Origin of the sequence: Xanthomonas codiaei, from assembly GCF_002939785.1 — a bacterium.
Classification (GTDB): domain Bacteria; phylum Pseudomonadota; class Gammaproteobacteria; order Xanthomonadales; family Xanthomonadaceae; genus Xanthomonas; species Xanthomonas codiaei.
This window is the reverse complement of the sequence record NZ_MDEC01000011.1, coordinates 65,471-86,174: the sequence shown is the minus strand read 5'-3', so window position 1 is coordinate 86,174 and position 20,704 is coordinate 65,471. Positions and strand designations below refer to the sequence as shown.

Genomic DNA, 20,704 nt, shown 5'->3' with positions numbered 1-20,704 from the left:
ACTCAGCGCCCCAACTGACGCAGTGCGGAGACGAGTGAATGAACGATGCGCTCCACGTCCGTGGCGTCGAGCTGAGCATGCGTGGGCAGATTCATGCCACGCGCGGCCTGATCGTTTGCTACCGGAAATTCCGCGCCATCTTGCAGATAAGGCGGCAGCACATGCATCGGATAGAACAGCGGCCGGGTCTCAATGCCGTCCTTGTCCATCAGCGCCATGACCTGGTCGCGCTGGCTTTCGCTAACGCCTTTCAACAGCACCGTGTACATCCAGTAGACATGCTTGGCATATGGCGCAACGAACGGACGCTCGACCAGATCGTCATGCGCGGCGAAAGCTGCTTCGTACCAGCTCGCCACGCGCTGCCGCGCCGCCAGCGCCTCGTCCACGCGCTCCATCTGCGCCAGGCCGATTGCCGCCGCCACGTTTGTCATACGGTAATTGAAACCGACGACGGGAAACCAATAGCGACGCTTCGGGTCCATGCCCTGCCCACGATACAGACGCAGGCGCGCGGCGAGTTCATCGTCGTTCGTGGTGACCATGCCCCCCTCTCCGGTAGTCACGATCTTGTTGCCGAAGAAACTGAAAGTGGCGCAATCACCCAGGCCACCGACTCGCACGCCTTTGTACTCGGCGCCATGCGCCTCGGCGGCATCCTCGATCACCTTGAGATTATGTCTACGCGCGATTGCGAGGATGGGATCCATGTCGACCGGGTGACCGTACAGGTGCACCACGATGATCGCCCTGGTGCGCGGCGTGATCTTCGCCTCGAGCCGTGCCGCGTCAAGATTCATCGTGCCCGGCTCAGATTCGACCAAGATGGGGGTCGCGTTGCAGTACGCCACAGCGTTGGCCGTGGCAATATAGGTCAAGGTGGGGATCAGCACCTCATCGCCAGCACCGATACCCAACGCGACCAGAGCCAGATGAATGGCCGTTGTTCCGTTGTTGATCGCGACTGCGTGGCGAACCCCGCAGAATTCCGCGAAGTTGGCCTCGAACTTCCCGATGAATTCGCCTGCCGACGATATCCAGGTCGAATCCAAGCACTGATTGACGTAGGTTTTTTCATTGCCCGCCAGGCTCGGCACCGCCACGGGGATGCGCTTGTTCGCCAACATTTGCTTCAATCCTTTTTTTTAATTTGTCGCACAGGCACCCCGACCCACACCCCGGCTTCGTCGATGTCTCTGACGACCGCGGCGCCTGCGCCCACGATGACGTCGGAAGCGATATCGATGCCGGGGATGACTCGGGCTCCCGCCCCCAGAAACACACCTTCGCCCAATCGCACGCAGCCGGCGAGCACGCTGCCCGGCGCTATGTGGCAGAAACTTCCCACCACGCAGTCGTGATCTACCGATGCATTTGTGTTAATTATAGCAAAATCGCCGATAAACGCGTCGGCATTGACGATGGCGCCTTCCATGACCGCGCAGCCGGCGCCGATCTTCGCGGACGGGGAAAGTACCGCAGATCCACCGATCGCGGAGACGAAGCTCATGCCTAGATGCTGAATGCGTGCGACCACCTTGCGGCGCAGCCGATTCTCGCCAAGTGCCACGAATACATCATTGATGCCGTCGGCCTGCAATCTGGGCAGGTACTCGTCTTCACCACCCAGTACCGGCACGCCGCTGACCTGCTGTCCGGTCAGGGCCGCATCCAGACATGCCACCACCTCATGCCCGCCGGCACGCAGCAAGTCGATCACCACCTTGGCGTGACCACCACCACCCACCACCGCCACTCGACTCATGCCAGTACCTCTCTGTGTAGTGCCGCGAGTACCGGACTATCGGCACGGCACATCAGAATATTGGAACTTGGCCGTGCCTCGATGGCGGCAAGGCCTTCTATCGGATTGCATTGGCCGGTCAGATCGTCGACCACATGTAGCACGAAAGCATTGTCCTGGCACATGCGCTCCCACTGCGCGCGATCGGTACCCACCCGCTGCAGGTGCGACGCTGCGTATTCGGCGACGATCGCGATACCTGGATTGCGTGCGATCAACTGCTTCATGCCAGCAATGACCTCAAGCTCGGCGCCTTCAACATCGATCTTCACCAACGCGACCCGCTCAACATCGATCAATGCATCCAGCGGCCGGATATCGACCGGAACGCTGGCCACTTCTTCTGGCAGCGCGTACAGCGAGCTATGGCCGGACACGACACCAATATGGAACACGCGGCCATCCTCAACCTGTGCGCCCGCAGCCACGGGGAATATCGTGACGCTCTCTTCAACCATACTCAGCCGCACGCTGGCGCGCAGGTGTTCGAGCGTCCGCGGCATTGCCTCGATCGCGAATACCCGTCCCTCCGGACCGACTGCACGAGCGCCGACGACGGTGTGCAAGCCAATGTTGGCGCCGGCATCGACGAACACGTCGCCGGGCTGCAGGACACGCTCTAGAAATAACCGCAAACCCCGCTCTACGTCGCCGTATTCGGCAAGGCACACGGCAAGCAAATCGTCACGCTCGTCGCAGGAGAAGTGTCCGAAACCAGTGTTGATGATCCATCCGCTGGAGGTGCGCAATACGCGGCGCGAGGCGCCTTGCATCAACGCCTGCACATCGCCAAGTACTGCCTGCAGATGCGCCAGCAACTCGGGATGCGTTACCGAGTCGCGCCGCGCCTGCGCGGCGATGGCCAAGCCAACCTGATCGAGCTTCCCGTGAGCAGAGGTGATCAGGTCCTCCAGGTGCTGGAAACGCGCGACTTCCTGCTCGCCACCTGCCGAGCTCCGTATGACATCCAGCATGGCAGCGCTCTCACCACGCAGCTGGATTACATCACGCGCAGAATCACGGAGCGCAGCGTAGATCTCCTCCTGAGTTGAGCGGATCGTTTCAAACGCGTTGCGCATTTCACTTTGTAGCTCACGCTGCATGCGGCGCACTGCGACTTCAACCTCATCCAATGGCGGCCGCGTATCGGCGCGCAGCAATTCATGCTCGGCTGCACCCAGTCCAGTCTCGGAAGCCCGCGAACGCTGACTATCCACTGCGTGAAATTCGGTCTCTGACTGATCTATCAGCCGCGAGAGTTCGTAAGCCTGACGCGCAGAATCCAGCCGGATCAAATCTAGCTGCTCTTGCATGGAGACCATGCCGCGCGAGACACGCCGCATCCAACGCACGACACGCACCAGCGGATTTTTGTCAAGCAACAACTTACGCAACAGCGGGCCACGATTGACTAGCTGATGAATCAATTGATAAGGCTTTGGCAGCGTATCGAGGCCCGAAGACGCTGCAGGCACATTGGCATCAGAATCGATCGGAACAGCGACCACCTCTTCCACGGCTTCCGTGGCACCGTCAACTTCCTCGATGCGTAACATGCCGAGCTTCAAACCCAGCGCGCGATCATCGTTGCCGATGCTCAACGCGCTGGGCGACATCGGATTGGCAATCTGAAATTCAATCAGCAGCGAGCCCTTCGCTCCCTTTGCCTTGATCGGGCAATCCGCCTTTAACCTCTGCCAACCCTGCCCCTGGCGCAGAATATGATGCGAAGGACCACCGTTGATACTCATGCCGATTAGGGCGCGATGCCCTTCGGCTTCAAACGGGAGCACGTTCAATATCAATCGGTGGCGCGCCCCCAGGGCCACGCCACGCAACCGTACCTCCACTTGCGCCGCGGCGCCAACGGTCCAGACCCCGTCCGATTCGAACGCGCCAAAACCTCGCAAAGTCAACGCCGAAGTGCCGGGGTCCGCTAAACTAGACAGCATCACCTGTTCTCCAGGCAGGAGCGTACCGTCGCTTCCCCGGTCCTGCGCGGCGGTGTCCGCCGCTGCACGCACCGCATTGTCCAGCCTGAGCTTAAGAGCCATAGCCTTCCGATTTGAGTTGGGACACCGAAATTTCGCGAAGCGTGCCATGACTCAGCACGAACACTCGGTTGCAATACTCAGCGATGGCGTCCATGGAGTGCGACGCCAGACAAAAGATTTGCGAAGACTTGATGAAATCGCGCATGCGAATCGCCGCGCGCTCCTTGAAGGCTTCGTCACCCACGTCGAATACCTCGTCCACGAGCAGAATTTCCGGTTTGGTACACGTGGCCACAGCGAACATCAGACGCATTGTCATGCCTGCAGAATAGGTTCGCACTGCCAGTTGCAGGAAATCGCCCAAGTCGGTGAATTCCTCGATCTCGGGAATCCGGGACTGGATCTCCTGCCGCGATAATCCGAGCATCATGCCCATGCGAGTGATGTTCTCGTAACCGGACAATTCGGGGTCCATGCCGGCGCCGACCTCGAACATCGTCGCCACCCTGCCAATGCGCTCTATACGGCCTTCCAATGGAGTATAGATGCCCGCCATTGTACGCAAGAGCGAACTTTTGCCTGCGCCATTGTGCCCTACGATGCCGATCGCATCGCCCTGCTTGAGCGCGAACGAGACCTTTTCCAGCGCGGTGACCTGGGTTACCTGGCCAGAGTTCGCCAATAGTTTCCCGCCAGTGGCAATCCCCACAAGGTTGCGGCGTAGCGAAAGACTGTGGTTGTTGTAGATAGGGTAGCGCAACGTGACATCATGGAATTCGAGCTTGGCTGTCATCGTTAGATCCAGAAGGGAAGGCGCAGCTTGGCCTTGTGAAGAAACCAGAACGCCGAGATCCAACCCAGCACCGCCATCGCCGTCAATACCACATATGTTTCCATGCTGGGCGCATGGCCCAGCATTGGTGCACGAATCCCCTCAATGAGATAGGTGAACGGATTGAATTCCAGGATCACCGAAGAAAATGGCAGCGCTTCCAGTCGGTACATCACCGGACTGACCAGGAAGAGCATCGGCATCACCGACGACACGCCGTACTCCAGATCGCGATAGCGTGCTCCAAGCACACCAAACACAAAACAGATCCACAGCAGATTGAGCGTTACCAGCAAAAGACCCGGAATGAAAAGCAACGTATACCAGGTTACCGGGATATGAAAGAACACTGCCACGATCAGGAACACGATCAAGCTATGGACGAAGTTGACCAGGTAACGAGTGACGACGCTCGTCGGATGGACCGAAAGCGGCATCACGACGTTGCGGATGAGGGACGCCTGTCGGACGAACAGCCCGCAACTCTCGACCAGAACGCCGGACAGCATTTGCCAGATGATCAAACCCGCAGTCAGTGTCGGAATGAATGTCTGACGATCGATGTTGAGCAACTGGCTCCATAGCAAGCCAAGGCCGAGTACACCGACTGCAGTAGCCAGGGACTGCCAAAAGGGTCCCAGCACACTACGCCGGTAGCGTGCGCGGATATCGCCCTGCGCTATGTAGAAAGAGACTCGCGCAGCCTTCATGCCTTCGACCAGGTCACTGAAGGTGGATGAATAACTATGCATTGAAATTGTCGACCTGCGAAGAAGAAGAAAAAGAAGGGACAGTGGATACGGAGAAAGGAACGGCGACCGCTCGCTGGCGGCGCTGCATATGGATACGCTCGAACCAGTCAATGAGCGCGCTGGCCGCGCGTTCGGCAGATAGGGTTTCCAGAACGGATGTCTGCGCCCGCGCACCCAGCTGCTGCGCAAGCACCGGATCATCCGCCAACCGGCGCATCCACGCGGCGGCATCGTCGATATCTGCGCGCGCCCAGCGCTGGCCTTCGTGGTGGGCGTACTCACCCTCCTGCACAGGTACGATTGTGTAATTCACCAACGCACTGTTGTGGGAATCCATGAAGGCGAGATTGCCTGACCAGCCGGTACCTATCACAGGCTTTCCTTGTGCCATGCACTCGGCAAGTCCAAGACCGAACCCCTCGGCATGATGCAGAGAAACATAGACGTCGGCGCACCGTTGCAGGGCATGGACATCCGCACGACCCAGTATTTGATCGCGCACGACGATGCGCGGGTCGGCGCTGGCTTTTTCCAGCAATTCGCGAAGACTTTGCGGATTGCGATGACCATTGCTCGTCTTGACCAGCAGCAACACATCCTTCCTCGTCTCGGGAAACGCTTGCGCGAAGGCCTCGATGACTGCGAAGGGATTCTTGCGATAGACATACGAATTGAAATCGAAACTGGTCAAAAACACGAAGGATTTGGCGTCAATATCGAAATCGACACGCTGCAGGCCGCTGTCTCCCACCTCGCTCAGTGGAAGAGGAACGCACACCACCGGCTTGTCGGTTACGCGCGCGAAAGCTTCGCGCACGAACTCGGATGCAACGAGAATCTCATCGACCGATTCGATCGCGGGCAGCCAACTTTCCGGGATGATCTCCAGTTCCCAGAACCAGCAGGCAATAATGTGTTTCCCACGGAGACGCGCCTCGCCAATGCTCTCGAACGCGGGCACCAGATAATCCGGATTAATGAAGACTAGGTGGATGTCGTAAGGCGCTTCGTCACGAATGTAGCTATCCAGACTCCGGTCATCCAGACCGTGCGGGAGATTCAAGTCGATATCCACCAGCGCAGTGGGATATCCCGCCCCCAGCAGAGCACGCGCATACAGGCGGGCACATTCGGCCAATCCGAACTGGCCGCGCAGATAAGCAAATATGTTGACTCCCCGCCCATTCTCGACACTTTGCGGCAATGCAAAAAAGCGCACAGGCGCGTCCGTCACTGGGTACCTTTTCGCAGCCCAACTCTCTCGACGTGGGAACATGATCACCGGAGCGGGCGGCTCGGCCATCATTCGTTTAGCCACTCGCGTGCGCAATGACGCAGGAATCCAAGCATAGAACGTCCGCAACCAGCGGTTGCGCAAGATCCATTGCGCCAATCGGCGCTGGATCGGAAGACTGCTAGCGGAATCTTGCAATGCCTTGTTCCTCAAATGAACGTCTACACCCACGGCGATTCAGCACTCCAGCGCTGCCGCCAGATCCACCCGTAAGTCTCCAGCATCCTCAACCCCCACACTCAACCGCACCAGCGCATCGCTGATACCAAGCTGGTCGCGGCGGGCCACCGGGATGGAGGCGTGGGTCATGACGGCGGGATGGTTGAGCAGGCTCTCCACGCCGCCGAGCGATTCGGCCAGGGTGAACAGTTCGGTCCTTTCGCAGAACCGCTTGGCTGCCTCGAAGCCGCCCTTGAGGACGATCGAGACGATGCCGCCGAAGCCGGACATCTGGCGCTGGGCCAGTGCGTGTTGCGGGTGCGAGGCCAGGCCGGGGTAGATCACCTTTTCGATTGCGGGGTGGGTTTCCAGCCACTGCGCCAGCGCCAGGGCGTTGTCGCAATGGGCGCGCATGCGTAGCGGCAAGGTCTTGAGACCGCGCAAGGCGAGGAAACTGTCGAACGGGCCCTGGACGCCGCCTATGGAGTTCTGCAGAAACGCCAGTTGTTCGGCCAGTTCGGCGTTGTCGCCAACCACAGCGATGCCGCCGACCATGTCCGAGTGGCCGTTGAGGTACTTGGTGGCCGAATGCACGACGATGTCGGCGCCTAGGCTCAGCGGGCGCTGCAGCATCGGCGAGGCGAAGGTGTTGTCGACCACGATCAGCAAGCCATGCTTGCGCGCGATCGTCGCAAGGGCGGCGATGTCGACCAGCTTGAGCATCGGGTTGGTCGGGGTTTCGATCCACACCATCTTGGTGTCGGGGCGGATCGCCGCTTCGAACGCGGCCGGGTCGGTCAGGTCGACGAAGCTGAAATCCAGGCCGGCGGTGCGGCGGCGCACGCGTTCAAACAGGCGGAAGGTGCCGCCGTACAGGTCGTCCATCGCCACCACGTGGCTACCGGCATCCAGCAGTTCCATCACGGTGGAGGTGGCGGCCATGCCGGAGGCGAAGGCGAATGCACGCGTGCCGCCTTCCAGCGCGGCCACGCAGCGCTCATAGGCGAACCGCGTCGGGTTGTGCGTGCGCGAATACTCAAAGCCCTGGTGTTCGCCGGGGCTGGATTGCGCATACGTGGACGTGGCGTAGATCGGTGGCATCACCGCACCGGTACTGGGATCTGGCGACTGGCCTCCATGGATCGCCAGCGTCGCAAGCGACAGCGCGCGCTCGCCATCATGGCTATTGGTGGTGCGATTGGACATGGAGGTTCCCGGAAAAAGTGGGCGATTGTAACAAGCGGGTCTGAATGGCCCGTGCCGCACGTCTCATCGAACGCGCGGCGTCACGGGGTCACTGCACGCGGCGGCGCAGGTAGTTGAGCAGGTCGATGCGGGTGATCAGGCCCAGGAACTGCTTGCCGTCCATGACGATGGCGACCTGGCCGCGGTCGAATACCGGCAGCAGCGCCTCGATCGGCGAGGCCACATCCAGGCGATCGAGCTTGCTGACCATGGCGGTGGAGATCGGGTCGCGAAAGCGCGCCTCGTCGCCATACACATGCAGCAGCACGTCGCTCTCGTCGACGATGCCCACCAGCTCGCCGTCATCGATGACCGGCAGCTGCGAGACGTCGTACAGCTTCATGCGCTGGTACGCGGTAGTCAGCAGGTCCTTAGGGCCCACCACCACGGTGTCGCGCTTGTTGTACGGGCGCAGGATCAGGTCGCGCAGGTCCCCGTGTTGCGGGCGCTCCAGGAAGCCGTTGTCGAGCATCCAGTAGTCGTTGTACATCTTGGACAGGTACTTGTTGCCGGTATCGCAGACGAACACCAGCACGCGCTTGGGCGTGGTCTGCTCGCGGCAATACTTCAGCGCCGCGGCCAGCAAGGTGCCGGTGGACGAGCCGCCGAGGATGCCCTCCTTGGCCAGCAGCTCGCGGGCGGTGTGGAAGCTCTCCGCGTCGCTGATGGAATACGCCTTCTTGACGCGGGTGAAGTCGGAGATATCCGGCAGGAAATCCTCGCCGATGCCTTCGACCAGCCAGCTGCCGGACTTTTCGCTGACCGTGCCCTCCTCGATGTACTGAGTGAGGATCGAGCCGACCGGGTCGGCCAGCACCAGTTCGGTGTGCGGCGAAGCGCTGGCGAAGGCGCGCGACAGGCCGGTCATGGTGCCGGAGCTGCCGCAGCCGAACACGATGGCGTCCAGCTGGCCGTCCATCTGGGCCAGGATCTCCGGACCGGTGCCGAATTCGTGCGCGGCCGGGTTGTCCGGGTTGCCGAACTGGTTGATGAAGTAGGCCCCAGGCGTTTCCGCAGCGATCCTGGCGGCCAGGTCCTGGTAGTACTCCGGGTGGCCCTTGGCCACGTCCGAGCGGGTCAGCACCACGTTGGCGCCCATGGCCTTGAGATTGAAGATCTTCTCGCGGCTCATCTTGTCCGGCACCACCAGGATCAGCTGGTAGCCCTTCTGCTGCGCCACCAGGGCCAGGCCCAGGCCGGTATTGCCGGCGGTGCCCTCCACCAGGGTGGCACCGGGCTTCAGGTCGCCGCGCTGCTCGGCCGCTTCGATCATCGACAGGCCGATGCGGTCCTTGATCGATCCGCCAGGATTGTTCGCCTCCAGCTTGAGGAACAGCTCGCAGACGCCGGTGTCCAGGCGCTGGGCCTTGACGATCGGCGTGTTGCCAATCAGTTCGAGTACGGAGGAATGGATCGCCATCGGGATATCGTCGCTGCGCCACGCGGGCTAGACCGGGCATTATCCGACGAACGGCCGGGGAATGCTCATTCAGGCGTGAAGCGGTGTGGTGCACCGATGAACAAGCGTGCTCAACCGCCCTGACTGGAGCCGCGCGCCCGCCAGGCAGCCGCCGCTACAACGAAAGACGCGGACGGTGGCAAGCCGACGAGGAGGCCGCCACCGCCCGCGACGGTGAACTTGTTCTAACGATGGGGAAGGATCAGTGCGTCAGCTGGTCGTACATCCGGGTGAGCTTTTCTTTGGCCTGCAACTTCTCGCGCTTCATCTGGCCCAAGGTCACGTCGTCGATCGGGAGCACCCCGAGTTCGGCATCCATGCATTTCTTGTTCAATAGCTTGTGGCGTTGGTAGAGCTGCTTGAACTCGGGATCGGACTTCATCAATGCGTCGATTTCGGTCTGCGGTTGCCCTTCGAACATGGCGTTACCTCCTTCACTTAAAACAAGAACGCCCCGGCCAGCAACGGCACGGGGCGCAGCTTGGGGATGGAAGACCAACGCGTTGCACAGGCCGACACACGGGCGAAACCACCACCAACCCTGCGACCCATTTGCGTCGTTGCGTGCCTCTGCGTCACTGGCCCGGCCCTCCGTACTTCCCGGGCGGCGGAGTTGCTGCCCGGAGGTACGACCCTACGCCGGTCGCGGAGGGGGTTCAAGGCCGAAACGACCGCTTTGGGCGTTCCCCGCATCAATCAGTGACCGCGGTTCAACCGGGCGTCATGCCCGGGTTAAAAGACCTTAACTTCCAACCACTTGCCATCAGGGCGCGACAACGACCTCAGCCGCACGTGCCTTGCTGGCAGCGCCCTTGGTGCCGGTGACCTGCAGCCGCGAGGCCGCCACGCCGCCCGCCACCAGGGCGTCGCGCAGCGCTTCGGCACGCTTCTTGGCGGTGGCCGCATCGCTGTCGAAGCCGACGATGCTGACCCGGCCCTTCTTGCCGATGTTCAGGTACTCGGCCAGCGCCTTAGCCTGCCCGGCCGCATCGCCGGACAACGCCGCCTTGCCACCGAAGGCAGCACTGCCCAGCGAGAAGACCTCGCCCCGGGCGTCGAACTTGGCGGGCGGCAGCTTGGCCCCGGCGACCAGTTCGGCCTCCTCGTGCGCCAGCTGCACGGCTTTCTGTTGGGCGGCGTTGAGCTTGGCGGTCTGCTTGCCGGCCACGCTGGTCAGGGCCAGCTCGGCATCCTGGCGGGCCAGCGCTTCCTGTTCCGCCGCCAGGCGGGCCTGCTCGGCGGCCTCGGCCTGGATCTGCGCCTGCACGCGCAGGCGCTCGGCTTCCTGGCGCGCGCGCGAGGCGTCGCGGCGGCTGGCTTCGATCAGCAGATCGTTGCGGGTGCCTTCCAGCCGGTCCAGCTCGCGCCGGGCCAGCGCGGTGCGCGCGGTGAGCTCGGCGATCTCGACCCGGCGGTCGGCCAGGAACAGCAGTTCGTCGCGGTCGCGGCGCTTGGCCTCGGCCAGCGCGGCCACGGTCTGCTGCGCCTGCAGGCGTTCGTAGCGGGCCAGATCGCTGGTCTGCGGATCGCTCTGCAGCACGGCCAGGCGCCGGTTCAGCGCGTCGGCCTGCGGGTCGTCCTTGGCCGCGAAGGCCAGCGGCGGCAGCGTCGCCAGGCTCAACACACCCAGGTACAGCAAGGGGCGCAGGTTCATCGGGCACCCTCCCCGGTGTTGAGGGTGGTCTGCAGTTGCGCCACTTCCTTGCGGCGTTGCTCCAGCTGGGCACTGACCACGGCCTCCTCGCTGCGGGCCTTGGCCAGGTCGGCATCGGCGGCGGCGCGCAGGGCCAGCTGCGGCACCTGCTTGCGCTGGCGCTTGTCCAGTTGCGCCTGCTGGGCCTGCATCAGCTCCTGGCGGGCCAGGTTGACCAGATCGGGTGCGTACTGGTCGGCATCGGCCTGGGTGGCGCGTTGCACGGCCTGTTCGGCGGCGGTGAGCTCCGGTGCCACTTGGGCGGCGGCCGGAGAGGAAAGAACCATGAAACAGGCGATGCCATACAGGGATCGCCGCAAGTATGCGAAGCTAGCCGTCATTAGGGGAGCCGTAGCGAGAAGTCTCGAGCACGGTCATTGTCGGAAGCCTGCGGCGGACTTGCAACGAGACGCTGCTGTTTGTTGGGGAACCATTGCGCATGGATATCGGCTACTTCCTGAAGCTGATGACCGAAAAGAATGCCTCGGACATGTTCTTGACCACCGGCGCACCGGTGTACATCAAGATCGAAGGCAAGCTCTACCCGCTCGGCAATACGGGGTTGCCGCCGGGAATGGTCAAGAAAATCGCTTACTCATTGATGGACGAAGGCCAGGTGCCGCAGTTCGAGCGCGAGCTCGAGCTCAACATGGCCATCGCCCTGCCCGACGCCGGCCGCTTCCGCGTGAACGTGTTCAAACAGCGCGGCGAAGTGGGCATGGTGATCCGCGCCATTCGCAGCCGGATCCCGAGCATCGAGGAGCTGAACCTGCCGCAGGTGCTCAAGGACGTCATCATGACCCCGCGCGGGCTGGTGCTGGTAGTGGGCTCGACCGGCTCGGGCAAGTCGACCTCGCTGGCCTCGATGATCGACCACCGCAACAGCACCACCACCGGGCACATCCTCACCATCGAGGACCCGATCGAATACCTGCACAAGCACAAGATGTCGATCGTGAACCAGCGCGAGGTGGGCCTGGACACGCATGCCTTCCAGAGCGCGCTGAAGAACGCGATGCGCGAGGCGCCGGACGTGATCCTGATCGGCGAGATCCTGGATGCCGAGACCATGGAGGCCGCCATCGCCTTCGCCGAGACCGGCCATCTGTGCCTGGCGACGCTGCACTCCAACAACGCCGACCAGACCATCGAGCGCATCCTCAACTTCTTCCCGGAAAGCGCGCACAAGAACGTACTGATGAACCTGGCGCTGAACCTGCGCGCGGTGATCTCCCAGCGCCTGGTCAAGGGAATGGACGGGCGCCGCCGGCCGGCGACCGAAGTGCTGCTCAACACGCCGATGATCCGCGACCTGCTGCGCCGCGGCCAGGTACACGAGGTTAAGGCAGCGATGGAAGAGTCGCTGGAAGAAGGCATGCAGACCTTCGATCAATGCCTGTTCCGGATGGTCAAGACCGGCGAGATCGAGCAGGAAGAAGCGCTGCGTGCTGCCGATTCGCGCGACGGCCTGGCGCTGAAGTTCCGGCTGTCCGAAGGCGGTTCCGGCGAACACGACCCCTATGCCGACTATGAGGCGGCATCGGCACCGAAGATCAGCCACGGGTTTATCTGAGCGGTCTGGATGGCGACGAGCGGCCATCTTGTGGTGCTCAGGGCTGCTGACTCCTGAGCACTTTGGCGGCGCGGGCCGCTGCGGAAAGACTTTCATCGCGACGTCATTGCGGCAAGCCCCCTCATCCGGCGCTGCGCGCCACCTTCTCCCGCTTGCGGGAGAAGGGACGGCGGTGTGTGGCGCTTTGGGCTGCCTCCTGAGTGGCTGGCTGCGGGGCTCTGTGGCAACAGCCTCATCGCGAGGCCGTTGCGGCAAGCCCCCTCATCCGGCGCTGCGCGCCACCTTCTCCCGCTTGCGGGAGAAGGGACGGCGGTGTGCGACGCTTGGGGCTGCCTCCTGGGTGCCTGGCTGCGGGGGCTCTGTGGCAACAGCCTCATCGCGAGGCCGTTGCGGCAAGCTCCCTCATCCGGCGCTGCGCGCCACCTTCTCCCGCTTGCGGGAGAAGGGACGGCGGTGTGCGTCGCTTTGGGGCTGCCTCCTGAAAGCCTAGCTACTGGGCTCTGTGGCAAGACCCTCGGCGCGACGCCGTTGCGGCAAGCCCCCTCATCCGGCGCTGCGCGCCACCTTCTCCCGCTTGCGGGAGAAGGGACAGCAGTGAGCGGGCGGTGGCTTGGGGATGGTGCCTTCGAAACGTCCGGCGTTGCATCGCAGCATCAGCCAGCACCGCAACGGCCCGGATCGGGTCAGATGCCTGGCTTGCCCTTCTCCCGTGCTAGGGGAGAAGGTGCCCGCAGGGCGGATGAGGGCCGAAGCTCCGCGCACATACACCATGCCTCGCCTGCGGGGAAGGCAATTGCGGCCATGCATAGCTTGGGGCAGCGTGCCCTTTCCGCACGGGGACTGGCTTGCCAGGCAGACCCGGTTCCATTTTTCCCTTCTCCCGCTCCGCGGGAGAAGGTGCCCGAAGGGCGGATGAGGGCCACAGCACCGTCCTCACACCACCGCATCCACCTGCATTTCGGGCCGGGCCGCATCGAAGGCCGGCAGTGCCAGACAAGCCTGCTCGATACGTTGCAAGGTGGGATACGGCTCCAGGTCGACGTCGAAGCGGTGCGCGTTGTAGAGCTGCGGAACCAGCACGCAATCGGCCAGGCCCGGTGTATCGCCGTGGCAGAAGCGCCCGGTATGCGCGTCGCGCGCCAGCTGAGTCTCTAACGCAGCGAACCCGCGCTGCATCCAGTGCCGGGTCCACTGCAGGCGTTGCGCAGCGTCCAGCGCGAACTCGCGCTCCAGCAGCTGGGTGACACGCAGGTTATTGAGCGGATGCACGTCGCAGGCGACGAGCTGGGCCAGCGCGCGCACGCGAGCCCGCTCGGCGGGCGCAGATGGCAGTAGGGCGGCAGTGTCTGCGAACGCTTCTTCCAGATACTCCAGAATCGCCAGCGATTGCGCGATCACCACGCTGCCATGGCGCAACGTGGGCACCAGCTCCTGCGGATTGAGCTGCGCATAGGCCGGCGCATGCTGCTCGCCGCCATCGCGCACCAGATGCACCGGATGGATGACATGATCCAGCGCCTTCAGCTGCAGGCCGATGCGCACGCGGTAGGCCGCGCTGGAGCGCCAGTACGAAAACAGCTCCAGTCCGGCGCTCATGCGGCACCGCCGCCAGTGCAGCCCGGGAGGGCGGTGCCTCTCATCACGGCAGCGGCTGCCGTTCGACGCGCTGTTCGATCGCGCCGAAGATGCTGCTGCCGTCGGCGGCGAACATCTCGATGCGCACCTCGTCGCCGAAGGACATGAACGGCGTGCTCGGCGCGCCGTCGCGCAAGGTCTCCACCACGCGCTGCTCGGCAAAACACGAAGCGCCCAGCGTGATGTCCTGGTTGGCGATGGTGCCCGAGCCCACGATGGTGCCGGCCGACAGCGGCCGGGTCTTGGCCGCATGCGCCACCAGCTGGGCGAAGTCGAACTGCATGTCGTTGCCGGCTTCCGGCGCACCGAACCAGGCGCCGTTGACGTGCGTCACCAGCGGCAGGTGCACCTTGTTGCCGCGCCAGGCATCGCCCAGCTCGTCGGGGGTGACGAACACCGGCGACAACGCCGAGCGCGGCTTGGACTGCACAAAGCCGAAGCCCTTGGCGAGCTCGGCAGGGATCAGGTTGCGCAGCGAGACATCGTTGACCAGGCCGATCAGCTGGATGTGCGCGGCCGCCTGCTCGGCCGAGGCGCCCATCGGCACGTCGTCGGTGATGACCACCAGCTCGGCCTCTAGATCGATGCCGTAGTCTTCGCTGATGACCTTGATGGCATCGCGCGGGCCGTAGAATCCGGCACTGGTGGCCTGGTACATCAGTGGGTCGGTGTAGAAGCTTTCCGGCACCTCGGCATTGCGGGCGCGGCGCACGCGCTCCACATGCGGCAGGTAGGCGCTGCCGTCGACGAATTCGTAGGCGCGCGGCAGCGGTGCGGCCAGCGCCTGCATGTCGAGATCGAATACGCCATCGGCACTGCCATCTTCCAGCGCGTCGGCCAGCGCGTTCAGACGCGGCGCGCTATTGCTCCAGTCCTCCAGCGCGCGCTGCAGGGTGGGCGCGATGCCGGTGGCACGGACAGCCTTGCCCAGGTCGCGGGAGACCACGATCAGGCTGCCGTCGCGGCCGCCTTCCTTCAGGGAACCTAGCTTCATGACCTTCCTGCGCAGTGACGAATCGGTCGATTGTACGACCTGCCGCAACATCCGTTACACCTGAAACAACTGACCCGCCCCCCAACTGCTGGCAGGAACTTTTGTGCAGCGCGCCAATCGCGCGTACACTTGCCCGGTCTGCATGCGGCCGTCCGTTTCCCTTTGGGACCGCCGGCGAGGCCAGGATCGATCGATCCGCTCGCCCGCCCCACCCGACGCCTTTCGTGGTGCCGACAAACCCATCGCGTCTTGATTGGGTTGATCCACCATCTCGCAGCGCGGTTCACGGGAACGCTCCGAGCCTCACCTTCTGCATCTGCAATGCGTTTGCGCTCCGGGCCCAGCCTGGTGGCGGCGCTTTACTTGGAGCTTCCTGATGTCTTTCGAATCCCTGGGCCTGGCGCCCTTCCTGCTGCGCGCGTTGGCCGAGCAGGGCTATGAAACCCCCACTCCGATCCAGCAGCAGGCGATCCCGCTGGTGCTGGAAGGCCACGACCTGCTGGCCGGCGCACAGACCGGCACCGGCAAGACCGCCGCGTTCGGCCTGCCGCTGCTGCAGCACCTGGGCACCTCGCCGCAGCCGGTCAATGGCCCGCGCAAGCCGCGCGCGCTGATCCTGACCCCCACCCGCGAGCTGGCCACCCAGGTCCACGACAGTCTGCGCGGCTACAGCAAGTACCTGCGCATTCCCAGCGCGGTGATCTACGGCGGCGTGGGCATGGGCAACCAGCTCGATGCGCTGCGCCGTGGCGTTGATCTGCTGATCGCCTGCCCGGGCCGGCTGATCGACCATATCGAGCGCCGCAGCGTGGACCTGTCCGGTATCGAGGTGCTGGTCCTGGACGAAGCCGACCGCATGCTCGACATGGGCTTTCTGCCGTCGATCAAGCGCATCCTGACCAAGCTGCCGCGCCAGAACCGCCAGACCCTGCTGTTCTCGGCGACCTTCGAGGAGAACATCAAGCAGTTGGCTCTGGAGTTCATGCGCAACCCGATGCAGATCCAGGTTACCCCGAGCAACACCGTGGCCGAGAGCATCACCCACCGCGTGCACCCGGTCGATGGCGCGCGCAAGCGCGACCTGCTGCTGCACCTGCTGGCGCAGGACAGCCGCGAGCAGACCCTGGTGTTTGCGCGCACCAAGCACGGCAGCGACAAGCTGGCGCTGTTCCTGGAGAAGTCCGGCATCAAGACCGCCGCGATCCACGGCAACAAGAGCCAGGGCCAGCGCATGCGCGCCCTGAGCGACTTCAAGGCCGGCCGCGTGACCGTGCTGGTGGCCACCGACATCGCCGCGCGCGGTATCGATATCGACCAGCTGCCCAAGGTCATCAACTACGACCTGCCGATGGTGGCCGAGGACTACGTGCACCGCATCGGCCGCACCGGCCGTAACGGTTCCACCGGCGAGGCGATCTCGCTGGTGGCACAGGACGAAGCCAAGCTGCTGCGCCAGATCGTGCGCATGCTGGGCCGCGACGTGGAAATCCGCGACGTGCCGGGCTACGAGCCGCAGACCCCGATCCGCTGGGGCAACAGCGCCCCGGGTCGTGCCGAGCAGCCGGGTGGCGATCGCGCGCCGCGCAAGAGCCACGCACGTCGTCCGCACGGCGATGCACCGCGCCAGGCGCACGCACATGCCGGCCCGAAGAAGCCGGGTGGCCAGCGCAGCAACGGGCCGCGTCAGGCCAATGCCGGTGCGGGCGCCGGCCGTCGCGATGGTGGACGTGGCGGCAACGGTCGCCCGGCCAACCGCGGCGCCTGAGCGATGAGCCTTGGTTGAGCACAGGGGCCGCGATGCGGCCCTTGTGCTGTCCGCCACGGCCCGCCCGCGCCTTTGCGTGATCGGCCTCGCGCCGGCACGCGCCCTTCCTTCCCACTGCTTGCCGAATCATCGTCATGGACATCTTCAAGGTCTTCACCCTGGAAGCCGCGCACCGGCTTCCCAACGTGCCGCCCGGCCACAAATGCGCCCGCCTGCATGGACATTCGTTCCGGGTCGAGCTGCATGTCAGCGGCGAACCGGGCGCCGAGACCGGCTGGATCATGGACTTCGGCGATATCAAGGCCGCCTTCCAGCCGATCTACGACCGCCTAGACCATCACTACCTCAACGACATCGAGGGGCTGGAGAACCCGACCAGCGAGCGGCTGGCGATCTGGATCTGGAACCAGCTCAAGCCGGCCCTGCCGCAGCTGAGCGAGATCGTCGTGCACGAGACCTGCACCTCCGGCTGCCGCTACCGCGGTTGATCCCTGCGCACTGATACGACCCGAAGCCGCCTTCCAGGCGGCTTCGGCGTTTCTGGATTCTCTCCAAATCATTGAATCAGAGGGATTCCGACAGGCGTTTGGAAAAACTTCAGGAAACGTGTTGCATCGCAGCAATATCGGCGTATGCTGCAACGCAACAAACGGTCACGGCTTTCCCCAAGGGGTTCGCAATGTCGGCGCAGTTCGAAAACAGCTTCACCAGCCAGTTCGCCTCTGCTGCAGCACGTGCCAACCAGTTGGCATTGGACACGCTGGAACAGAACGTCAGCGCGACCACCAGCTTCTTCGGTGAGTGCGCGCAGGCCCGCGACCTGGGTGCCTACCAGACGCTCTGGCCCAAGGGCCTGCAGCTGGCCCGCGACAACCTGGAACGGCTGGCATCGGTCAACCAGGAAGTGGTCGGGATGGGATTGAAGATGTCCAGCGAGCTTGGGCAGTTTGCCAAGCAGCAGTTCGACGCCGGCAGTGATTCGACCGGCGCAACAGGCAAGACCCGGCGCAAGTAACGGCCACCAAAAATTCAGCGTCTTTGCATGGGTCCCTCCCCCCGTGCAATCCGGCCCGACAGATCCCTCCCTCTGTCGGGCTTTTTTATTGTCGCCTTGCCAAGCGTTTCTCGGCGTGGCCAATGCCACGGCGATGCACCTCCTGCCCACATGGGCCGCCGGGACGATGACCCCAGCCTGGCGCACAGAAGCGGCGGCGCACACGCTCGCTGCATGCGTAGTGCAGCGGCGACGTGACGTTGGCCGCGATGCCAGCATGCCGAGCGCAGACGACCCGGAGAGAACCGCCCCCCTGGGAGCAGCGGGCTGCACGCCATCCCGGCCCTGACCCGGAGCGGTCGACACAACCTGGCGACTGTGGACGGCGCAGAGCAGCCGCAGTGTACGAAGGGGGACATGCCCGGCCGCGCCCGTGTGGCGGCTGCGCGGCAGTCTTGTGAGCTGCCCTAGCCCGGCAGCTGCAGCCCGTGCGCCTGACTGGCGGCATCGGCGCCCGGCCGCCAGGGGATTCGTCCCCAGCACGGCATCGCCAGCCGCTGGCCCAGCATGGCGATGTTCTCTTCGACCCGCTTCATCTGCGGATCCACCTCGTTGGCGATCCAGCCCACGCACTCCAGCCCGTCGGCCGCGATAGCCGCCGCGGTCAGACGCGCGTGGTTGATGCAGCCCAGCCGCACCCCCACCACCAGCACCACCGGCAGCTGCAGCGTGCGCACCAGATCGGCCTGATCCAGCTCGGCGCTCAGCGGCGCGGCCCAGCCGCCGACGCCTTCGACCACCACCGCCTGCGCCTGCGCGCGCAACTGCGCGAATGCGCGAACGATCGGCTCCAGCGATAAGGTCACGCCCACATCGGCGGCGGCCAGTTCCGGCGCCAGTGGCGCGGGCAAGGCATAGGGATTGAGCGTGGCGTAGTCCGGCTGCGGATCGCTGGCGGCCTGCAATGCCAGCGCGTCTTCGTTGCGCCAGCCCTGCGGCGTGTTCTCGCAGCCGCTGGCGACCGGCTTCATTCCCACTGCGGTATGGCCGCGTACGCGCAGGGCATGCAGCAGGGCGGTGCTGCCCATGGTCTTGCCGATGCCGGTATCGGTGCCGGTGACGTAGAACGCCGGGTACTGCATGTGCCTGGTCCTGCGGCCGCGCCGCGTTGCCGTGAGGGCGCGCAGGATAGCGCGGGCGGCTGATTGGGGATTGGGGATTGGGGATTGGGGATTGGGGAGTGGGGAGTGGGGAGTGGGGAGTGGGGAGTGGGGAGTGGGGAGTGGGGAGTGGGGAGTGGGGAGTCGGGAGTAGGATCTGGATCATCGGCCTGCGACAGGCATGTTCGGGTGGCGATGTTGCTGGAAAACAGTGTCCGCCGCTGCCGCGCAGAGCCGCCGTACCTGTCGCAATGCCGCGGCAGACCGCCGCTGCTAAACTTCGCGCATGTTCGCCACCTCATCGCTGACCGGCAGCAAGCCGGAACAATATGCCCAGCTCACTGCCCAGGCCCAGGCCCTGGTGCACGGCGAGCCGGACCGGATCGCCAATGCCGCCAACCTGGCAGCGCTGATCTTCCACGCGCTGCCGTCGCTGAACTGGGCCGGCTTCTATTTCTACGACGGACGCGAGCTTGTGGTGGGGCCGTTCCAGGGTTTGCCGGCATGCGTGCGCATCCCGCTGGACAAGGGCGTGTGCGGCGCGGCCGCCAGCACCCGGCAGACCCAGCGCATTGCCGACGTGGACGCGTTCCCCGGGCATATCGCCTGCGATTCGGCCTCGCGTTCGGAGCTGGTGATTCCGCTGGTCAAGGGCGATGCGCTGATCGGCGTGCTGGATCTGGACAGCCCGGAGCTGGACCGCTTCGATGCGGACGACCAGCGCGGCCTGGAAGCGATTGCGCAGGTCTTCGTCGGCGCATTGAGGTGACCACCGAGCGACTGCGCAATATCGGCCCCAAGAGCGCCGCCTGGCTGCGCCAGGTCGGTTTGCGCACGCAGCAGGATCTGCAGGCGGTCGGTGCGGTGGCTGCCTTCGTCAAGGTGCGCCGCGCCGGCTTCAAGCCCAGCCTCAACCTGCTCTATTCGCTGGAGGGCGCCTTGGCGGATTGTCATTGGCAAGAGGTCCCGGAAGCGCGCCGGCATGCCTTGCTGGCCGAATACGAAGCGGCCAGCGCGCTGTTGCCGGTGCGCGGACGCGCCGTCGGTGGGCCGGTGGAAACCGTGCACTACACGCGCGCCGACAACGGCGCGTCGCACGCCGATGCCGACGACACGCCCGATGACGATGCGCGCATGGACGCAACGCACGAGGAGTGAGTTGCCGGCATGTGGCGCCCGGCGAGGGACATACCGTCACGCACCGCCTGCCAGCTGCAGAACGTAGCCGGGTGACGCTGCTCTCAGGGTCTGGCCGTCCGCCCCTGATGTCGAGCTGATACCGTCACTGACGTCGCTAGGGATTCGATGCACGGGTACTGATGCAGGCACGGCACGGCGACAGCGCGTTGGA

The 20,704-nt window shown here is 64.1% G+C and carries 20 protein-coding genes; 6 read left to right on the top strand and 14 right to left on the bottom strand.

Annotation, left to right across the window (positions count from 1 at the left end; genetic code table 11):
* Nucleotides 1-2: 2 nt before the first annotated feature.
* From XcodCFBP4690_RS10080 to XcodCFBP4690_RS10030, 11 genes are all read right to left on the bottom strand, one after another.
* Nucleotides 3-1,127: a DegT/DnrJ/EryC1/StrS family aminotransferase gene (locus XcodCFBP4690_RS10080; RefSeq protein WP_104540818.1), complete on the bottom strand. Its 1,125-nt coding sequence runs from the start codon at nucleotides 1,125-1,127 to the stop codon at nucleotides 3-5.
* A 5-nt stretch (nucleotides 1,128-1,132) separates the two neighbouring features.
* Nucleotides 1,133-1,765, bottom strand: coding sequence for an acetyltransferase (locus XcodCFBP4690_RS10075; protein WP_104540817.1), 633 nt, complete (start codon nucleotides 1,763-1,765; stop codon nucleotides 1,133-1,135).
* The gene (locus XcodCFBP4690_RS10070) at nucleotides 1,762-3,858 is read right to left on the bottom strand and encodes an FkbM family methyltransferase (RefSeq protein ID WP_167394555.1); all 2,097 of its coding nucleotides are present in this window, start codon (nucleotides 3,856-3,858) and stop codon (nucleotides 1,762-1,764) included. The genes XcodCFBP4690_RS10075 and XcodCFBP4690_RS10070 overlap by 4 nt, the downstream gene beginning before the upstream one ends.
* Nucleotides 3,848-4,591 carry an ABC transporter ATP-binding protein gene (locus XcodCFBP4690_RS10065; RefSeq protein WP_104540815.1) on the bottom strand — a complete coding sequence of 248 codons (744 nt, stop codon included), beginning with the start codon at nucleotides 4,589-4,591 and terminating at the stop codon, nucleotides 3,848-3,850. The genes XcodCFBP4690_RS10070 and XcodCFBP4690_RS10065 overlap by 11 nt, the downstream gene beginning before the upstream one ends.
* Nucleotides 4,592-4,593: 2 nt before the next feature.
* Nucleotides 4,594-5,382, bottom strand: a complete 789-nt coding sequence (locus XcodCFBP4690_RS10060; protein WP_104540814.1) for an ABC transporter permease — start codon at nucleotides 5,380-5,382, stop codon at nucleotides 4,594-4,596.
* Nucleotides 5,375-6,601 carry a glycosyltransferase family 4 protein gene (locus XcodCFBP4690_RS10055; protein WP_244183617.1) on the bottom strand — a complete coding sequence of 409 codons (1,227 nt, stop codon included), beginning with the start codon at nucleotides 6,599-6,601 and terminating at the stop codon, nucleotides 5,375-5,377. The genes XcodCFBP4690_RS10060 and XcodCFBP4690_RS10055 overlap by 8 nt, the downstream gene beginning before the upstream one ends.
* A 252-nt stretch (nucleotides 6,602-6,853) precedes the next feature.
* Nucleotides 6,854-8,041, bottom strand: a complete 1,188-nt coding sequence (locus tag XcodCFBP4690_RS10050) for a cystathionine gamma-synthase (RefSeq protein WP_104540812.1) — start codon at nucleotides 8,039-8,041, stop codon at nucleotides 6,854-6,856.
* An 88-nt stretch (nucleotides 8,042-8,129) separates the two neighbouring features.
* Nucleotides 8,130-9,500, bottom strand: a complete 1,371-nt coding sequence (locus XcodCFBP4690_RS10045) for a pyridoxal-phosphate dependent enzyme (protein WP_104540811.1) — start codon at nucleotides 9,498-9,500, stop codon at nucleotides 8,130-8,132.
* A gap of 241 nt (nucleotides 9,501-9,741) precedes the next feature.
* Complete coding sequence (locus tag XcodCFBP4690_RS10040) at nucleotides 9,742-9,960, bottom strand: HP1242/YdcH family protein (RefSeq protein ID WP_019237985.1); 219 nt, start codon at nucleotides 9,958-9,960, stop codon at nucleotides 9,742-9,744.
* Between the two features lie 342 nt (nucleotides 9,961-10,302).
* Nucleotides 10,303-11,193, bottom strand: coding sequence for a coiled-coil domain-containing protein (locus XcodCFBP4690_RS10035; protein WP_104540809.1), 891 nt, complete (start codon nucleotides 11,191-11,193; stop codon nucleotides 10,303-10,305).
* The gene (locus tag XcodCFBP4690_RS10030) at nucleotides 11,190-11,573 is read right to left on the bottom strand and encodes a DUF4398 domain-containing protein (protein WP_104540808.1); all 384 of its coding nucleotides are present in this window, start codon (nucleotides 11,571-11,573) and stop codon (nucleotides 11,190-11,192) included. The genes XcodCFBP4690_RS10035 and XcodCFBP4690_RS10030 overlap by 4 nt, the downstream gene beginning before the upstream one ends.
* Nucleotides 11,574-11,671: 98 nt before the next feature.
* Between XcodCFBP4690_RS10030 and XcodCFBP4690_RS10025 the strand changes: the two genes are divergently transcribed.
* Complete coding sequence (locus tag XcodCFBP4690_RS10025) at nucleotides 11,672-12,805, top strand: PilT/PilU family type 4a pilus ATPase (RefSeq protein WP_104540807.1); 1,134 nt, start codon at nucleotides 11,672-11,674, stop codon at nucleotides 12,803-12,805.
* A 933-nt stretch (nucleotides 12,806-13,738) separates the two neighbouring features.
* On the opposite strand, the gene maiA is transcribed toward XcodCFBP4690_RS10025, so the two are convergent.
* Together maiA and XcodCFBP4690_RS10015 are read right to left on the bottom strand one after the other, a co-directional pair.
* A complete protein-coding gene (maiA, locus tag XcodCFBP4690_RS10020; protein WP_104540806.1) occupies nucleotides 13,739-14,401 on the bottom strand; it encodes a maleylacetoacetate isomerase in 663 nt (220 codons plus the stop codon).
* Nucleotides 14,402-14,444: 43 nt separating this feature from the next.
* Nucleotides 14,445-15,434, bottom strand: coding sequence for a fumarylacetoacetate hydrolase family protein (locus tag XcodCFBP4690_RS10015; RefSeq protein ID WP_104540805.1), 990 nt, complete (start codon nucleotides 15,432-15,434; stop codon nucleotides 14,445-14,447).
* Between the two features lie 376 nt (nucleotides 15,435-15,810).
* Here XcodCFBP4690_RS10015 and XcodCFBP4690_RS10005 point away from each other — a divergent pair, with 376 nt between their 5' ends.
* The 3 genes from XcodCFBP4690_RS10005 to XcodCFBP4690_RS09995 all read left to right on the top strand — a co-directional run bounded on the left by XcodCFBP4690_RS10005 (nucleotide 15,811) and on the right by XcodCFBP4690_RS09995 (nucleotide 18,214).
* Entirely contained in the window at nucleotides 15,811-17,199 is a 1,389-nt protein-coding gene (locus tag XcodCFBP4690_RS10005) for a DEAD/DEAH box helicase (RefSeq protein WP_104540804.1), read from the top strand.
* Nucleotides 17,200-17,333: 134 nt separating this feature from the next.
* A complete protein-coding gene (gene queD / locus XcodCFBP4690_RS10000; protein WP_039529685.1) occupies nucleotides 17,334-17,687 on the top strand; it encodes a 6-carboxytetrahydropterin synthase QueD in 354 nt (117 codons plus the stop codon).
* Nucleotides 17,688-17,878: 191 nt separating this feature from the next.
* Complete coding sequence (locus XcodCFBP4690_RS09995) at nucleotides 17,879-18,214, top strand: phasin family protein (RefSeq protein WP_104540803.1); 336 nt, start codon at nucleotides 17,879-17,881, stop codon at nucleotides 18,212-18,214.
* Nucleotides 18,215-18,660: 446 nt separating this feature from the next.
* On the opposite strand, the gene bioD is transcribed toward XcodCFBP4690_RS09995, so the two are convergent.
* Complete coding sequence (bioD, locus tag XcodCFBP4690_RS09990) at nucleotides 18,661-19,335, bottom strand: dethiobiotin synthase (RefSeq protein ID WP_104540802.1); 675 nt, start codon at nucleotides 19,333-19,335, stop codon at nucleotides 18,661-18,663.
* 304 nt (nucleotides 19,336-19,639) lie between these two features.
* On the opposite strand from bioD, the gene XcodCFBP4690_RS09980 reads away from it, so the two are divergent.
* Together XcodCFBP4690_RS09980 and XcodCFBP4690_RS09975 are read left to right on the top strand one after the other, a co-directional pair.
* Nucleotides 19,640-20,122, top strand: a complete 483-nt coding sequence (locus tag XcodCFBP4690_RS09980; RefSeq protein ID WP_104540800.1) for a GAF domain-containing protein — start codon at nucleotides 19,640-19,642, stop codon at nucleotides 20,120-20,122.
* A complete protein-coding gene (locus tag XcodCFBP4690_RS09975) occupies nucleotides 20,119-20,511 on the top strand; it encodes a TfoX/Sxy family protein (RefSeq protein ID WP_104540799.1) in 393 nt (130 codons plus the stop codon). Before XcodCFBP4690_RS09980 ends, XcodCFBP4690_RS09975 begins: the two co-directional genes overlap by 4 nt.
* Nucleotides 20,512-20,704 lie beyond the last annotated feature (193 nt).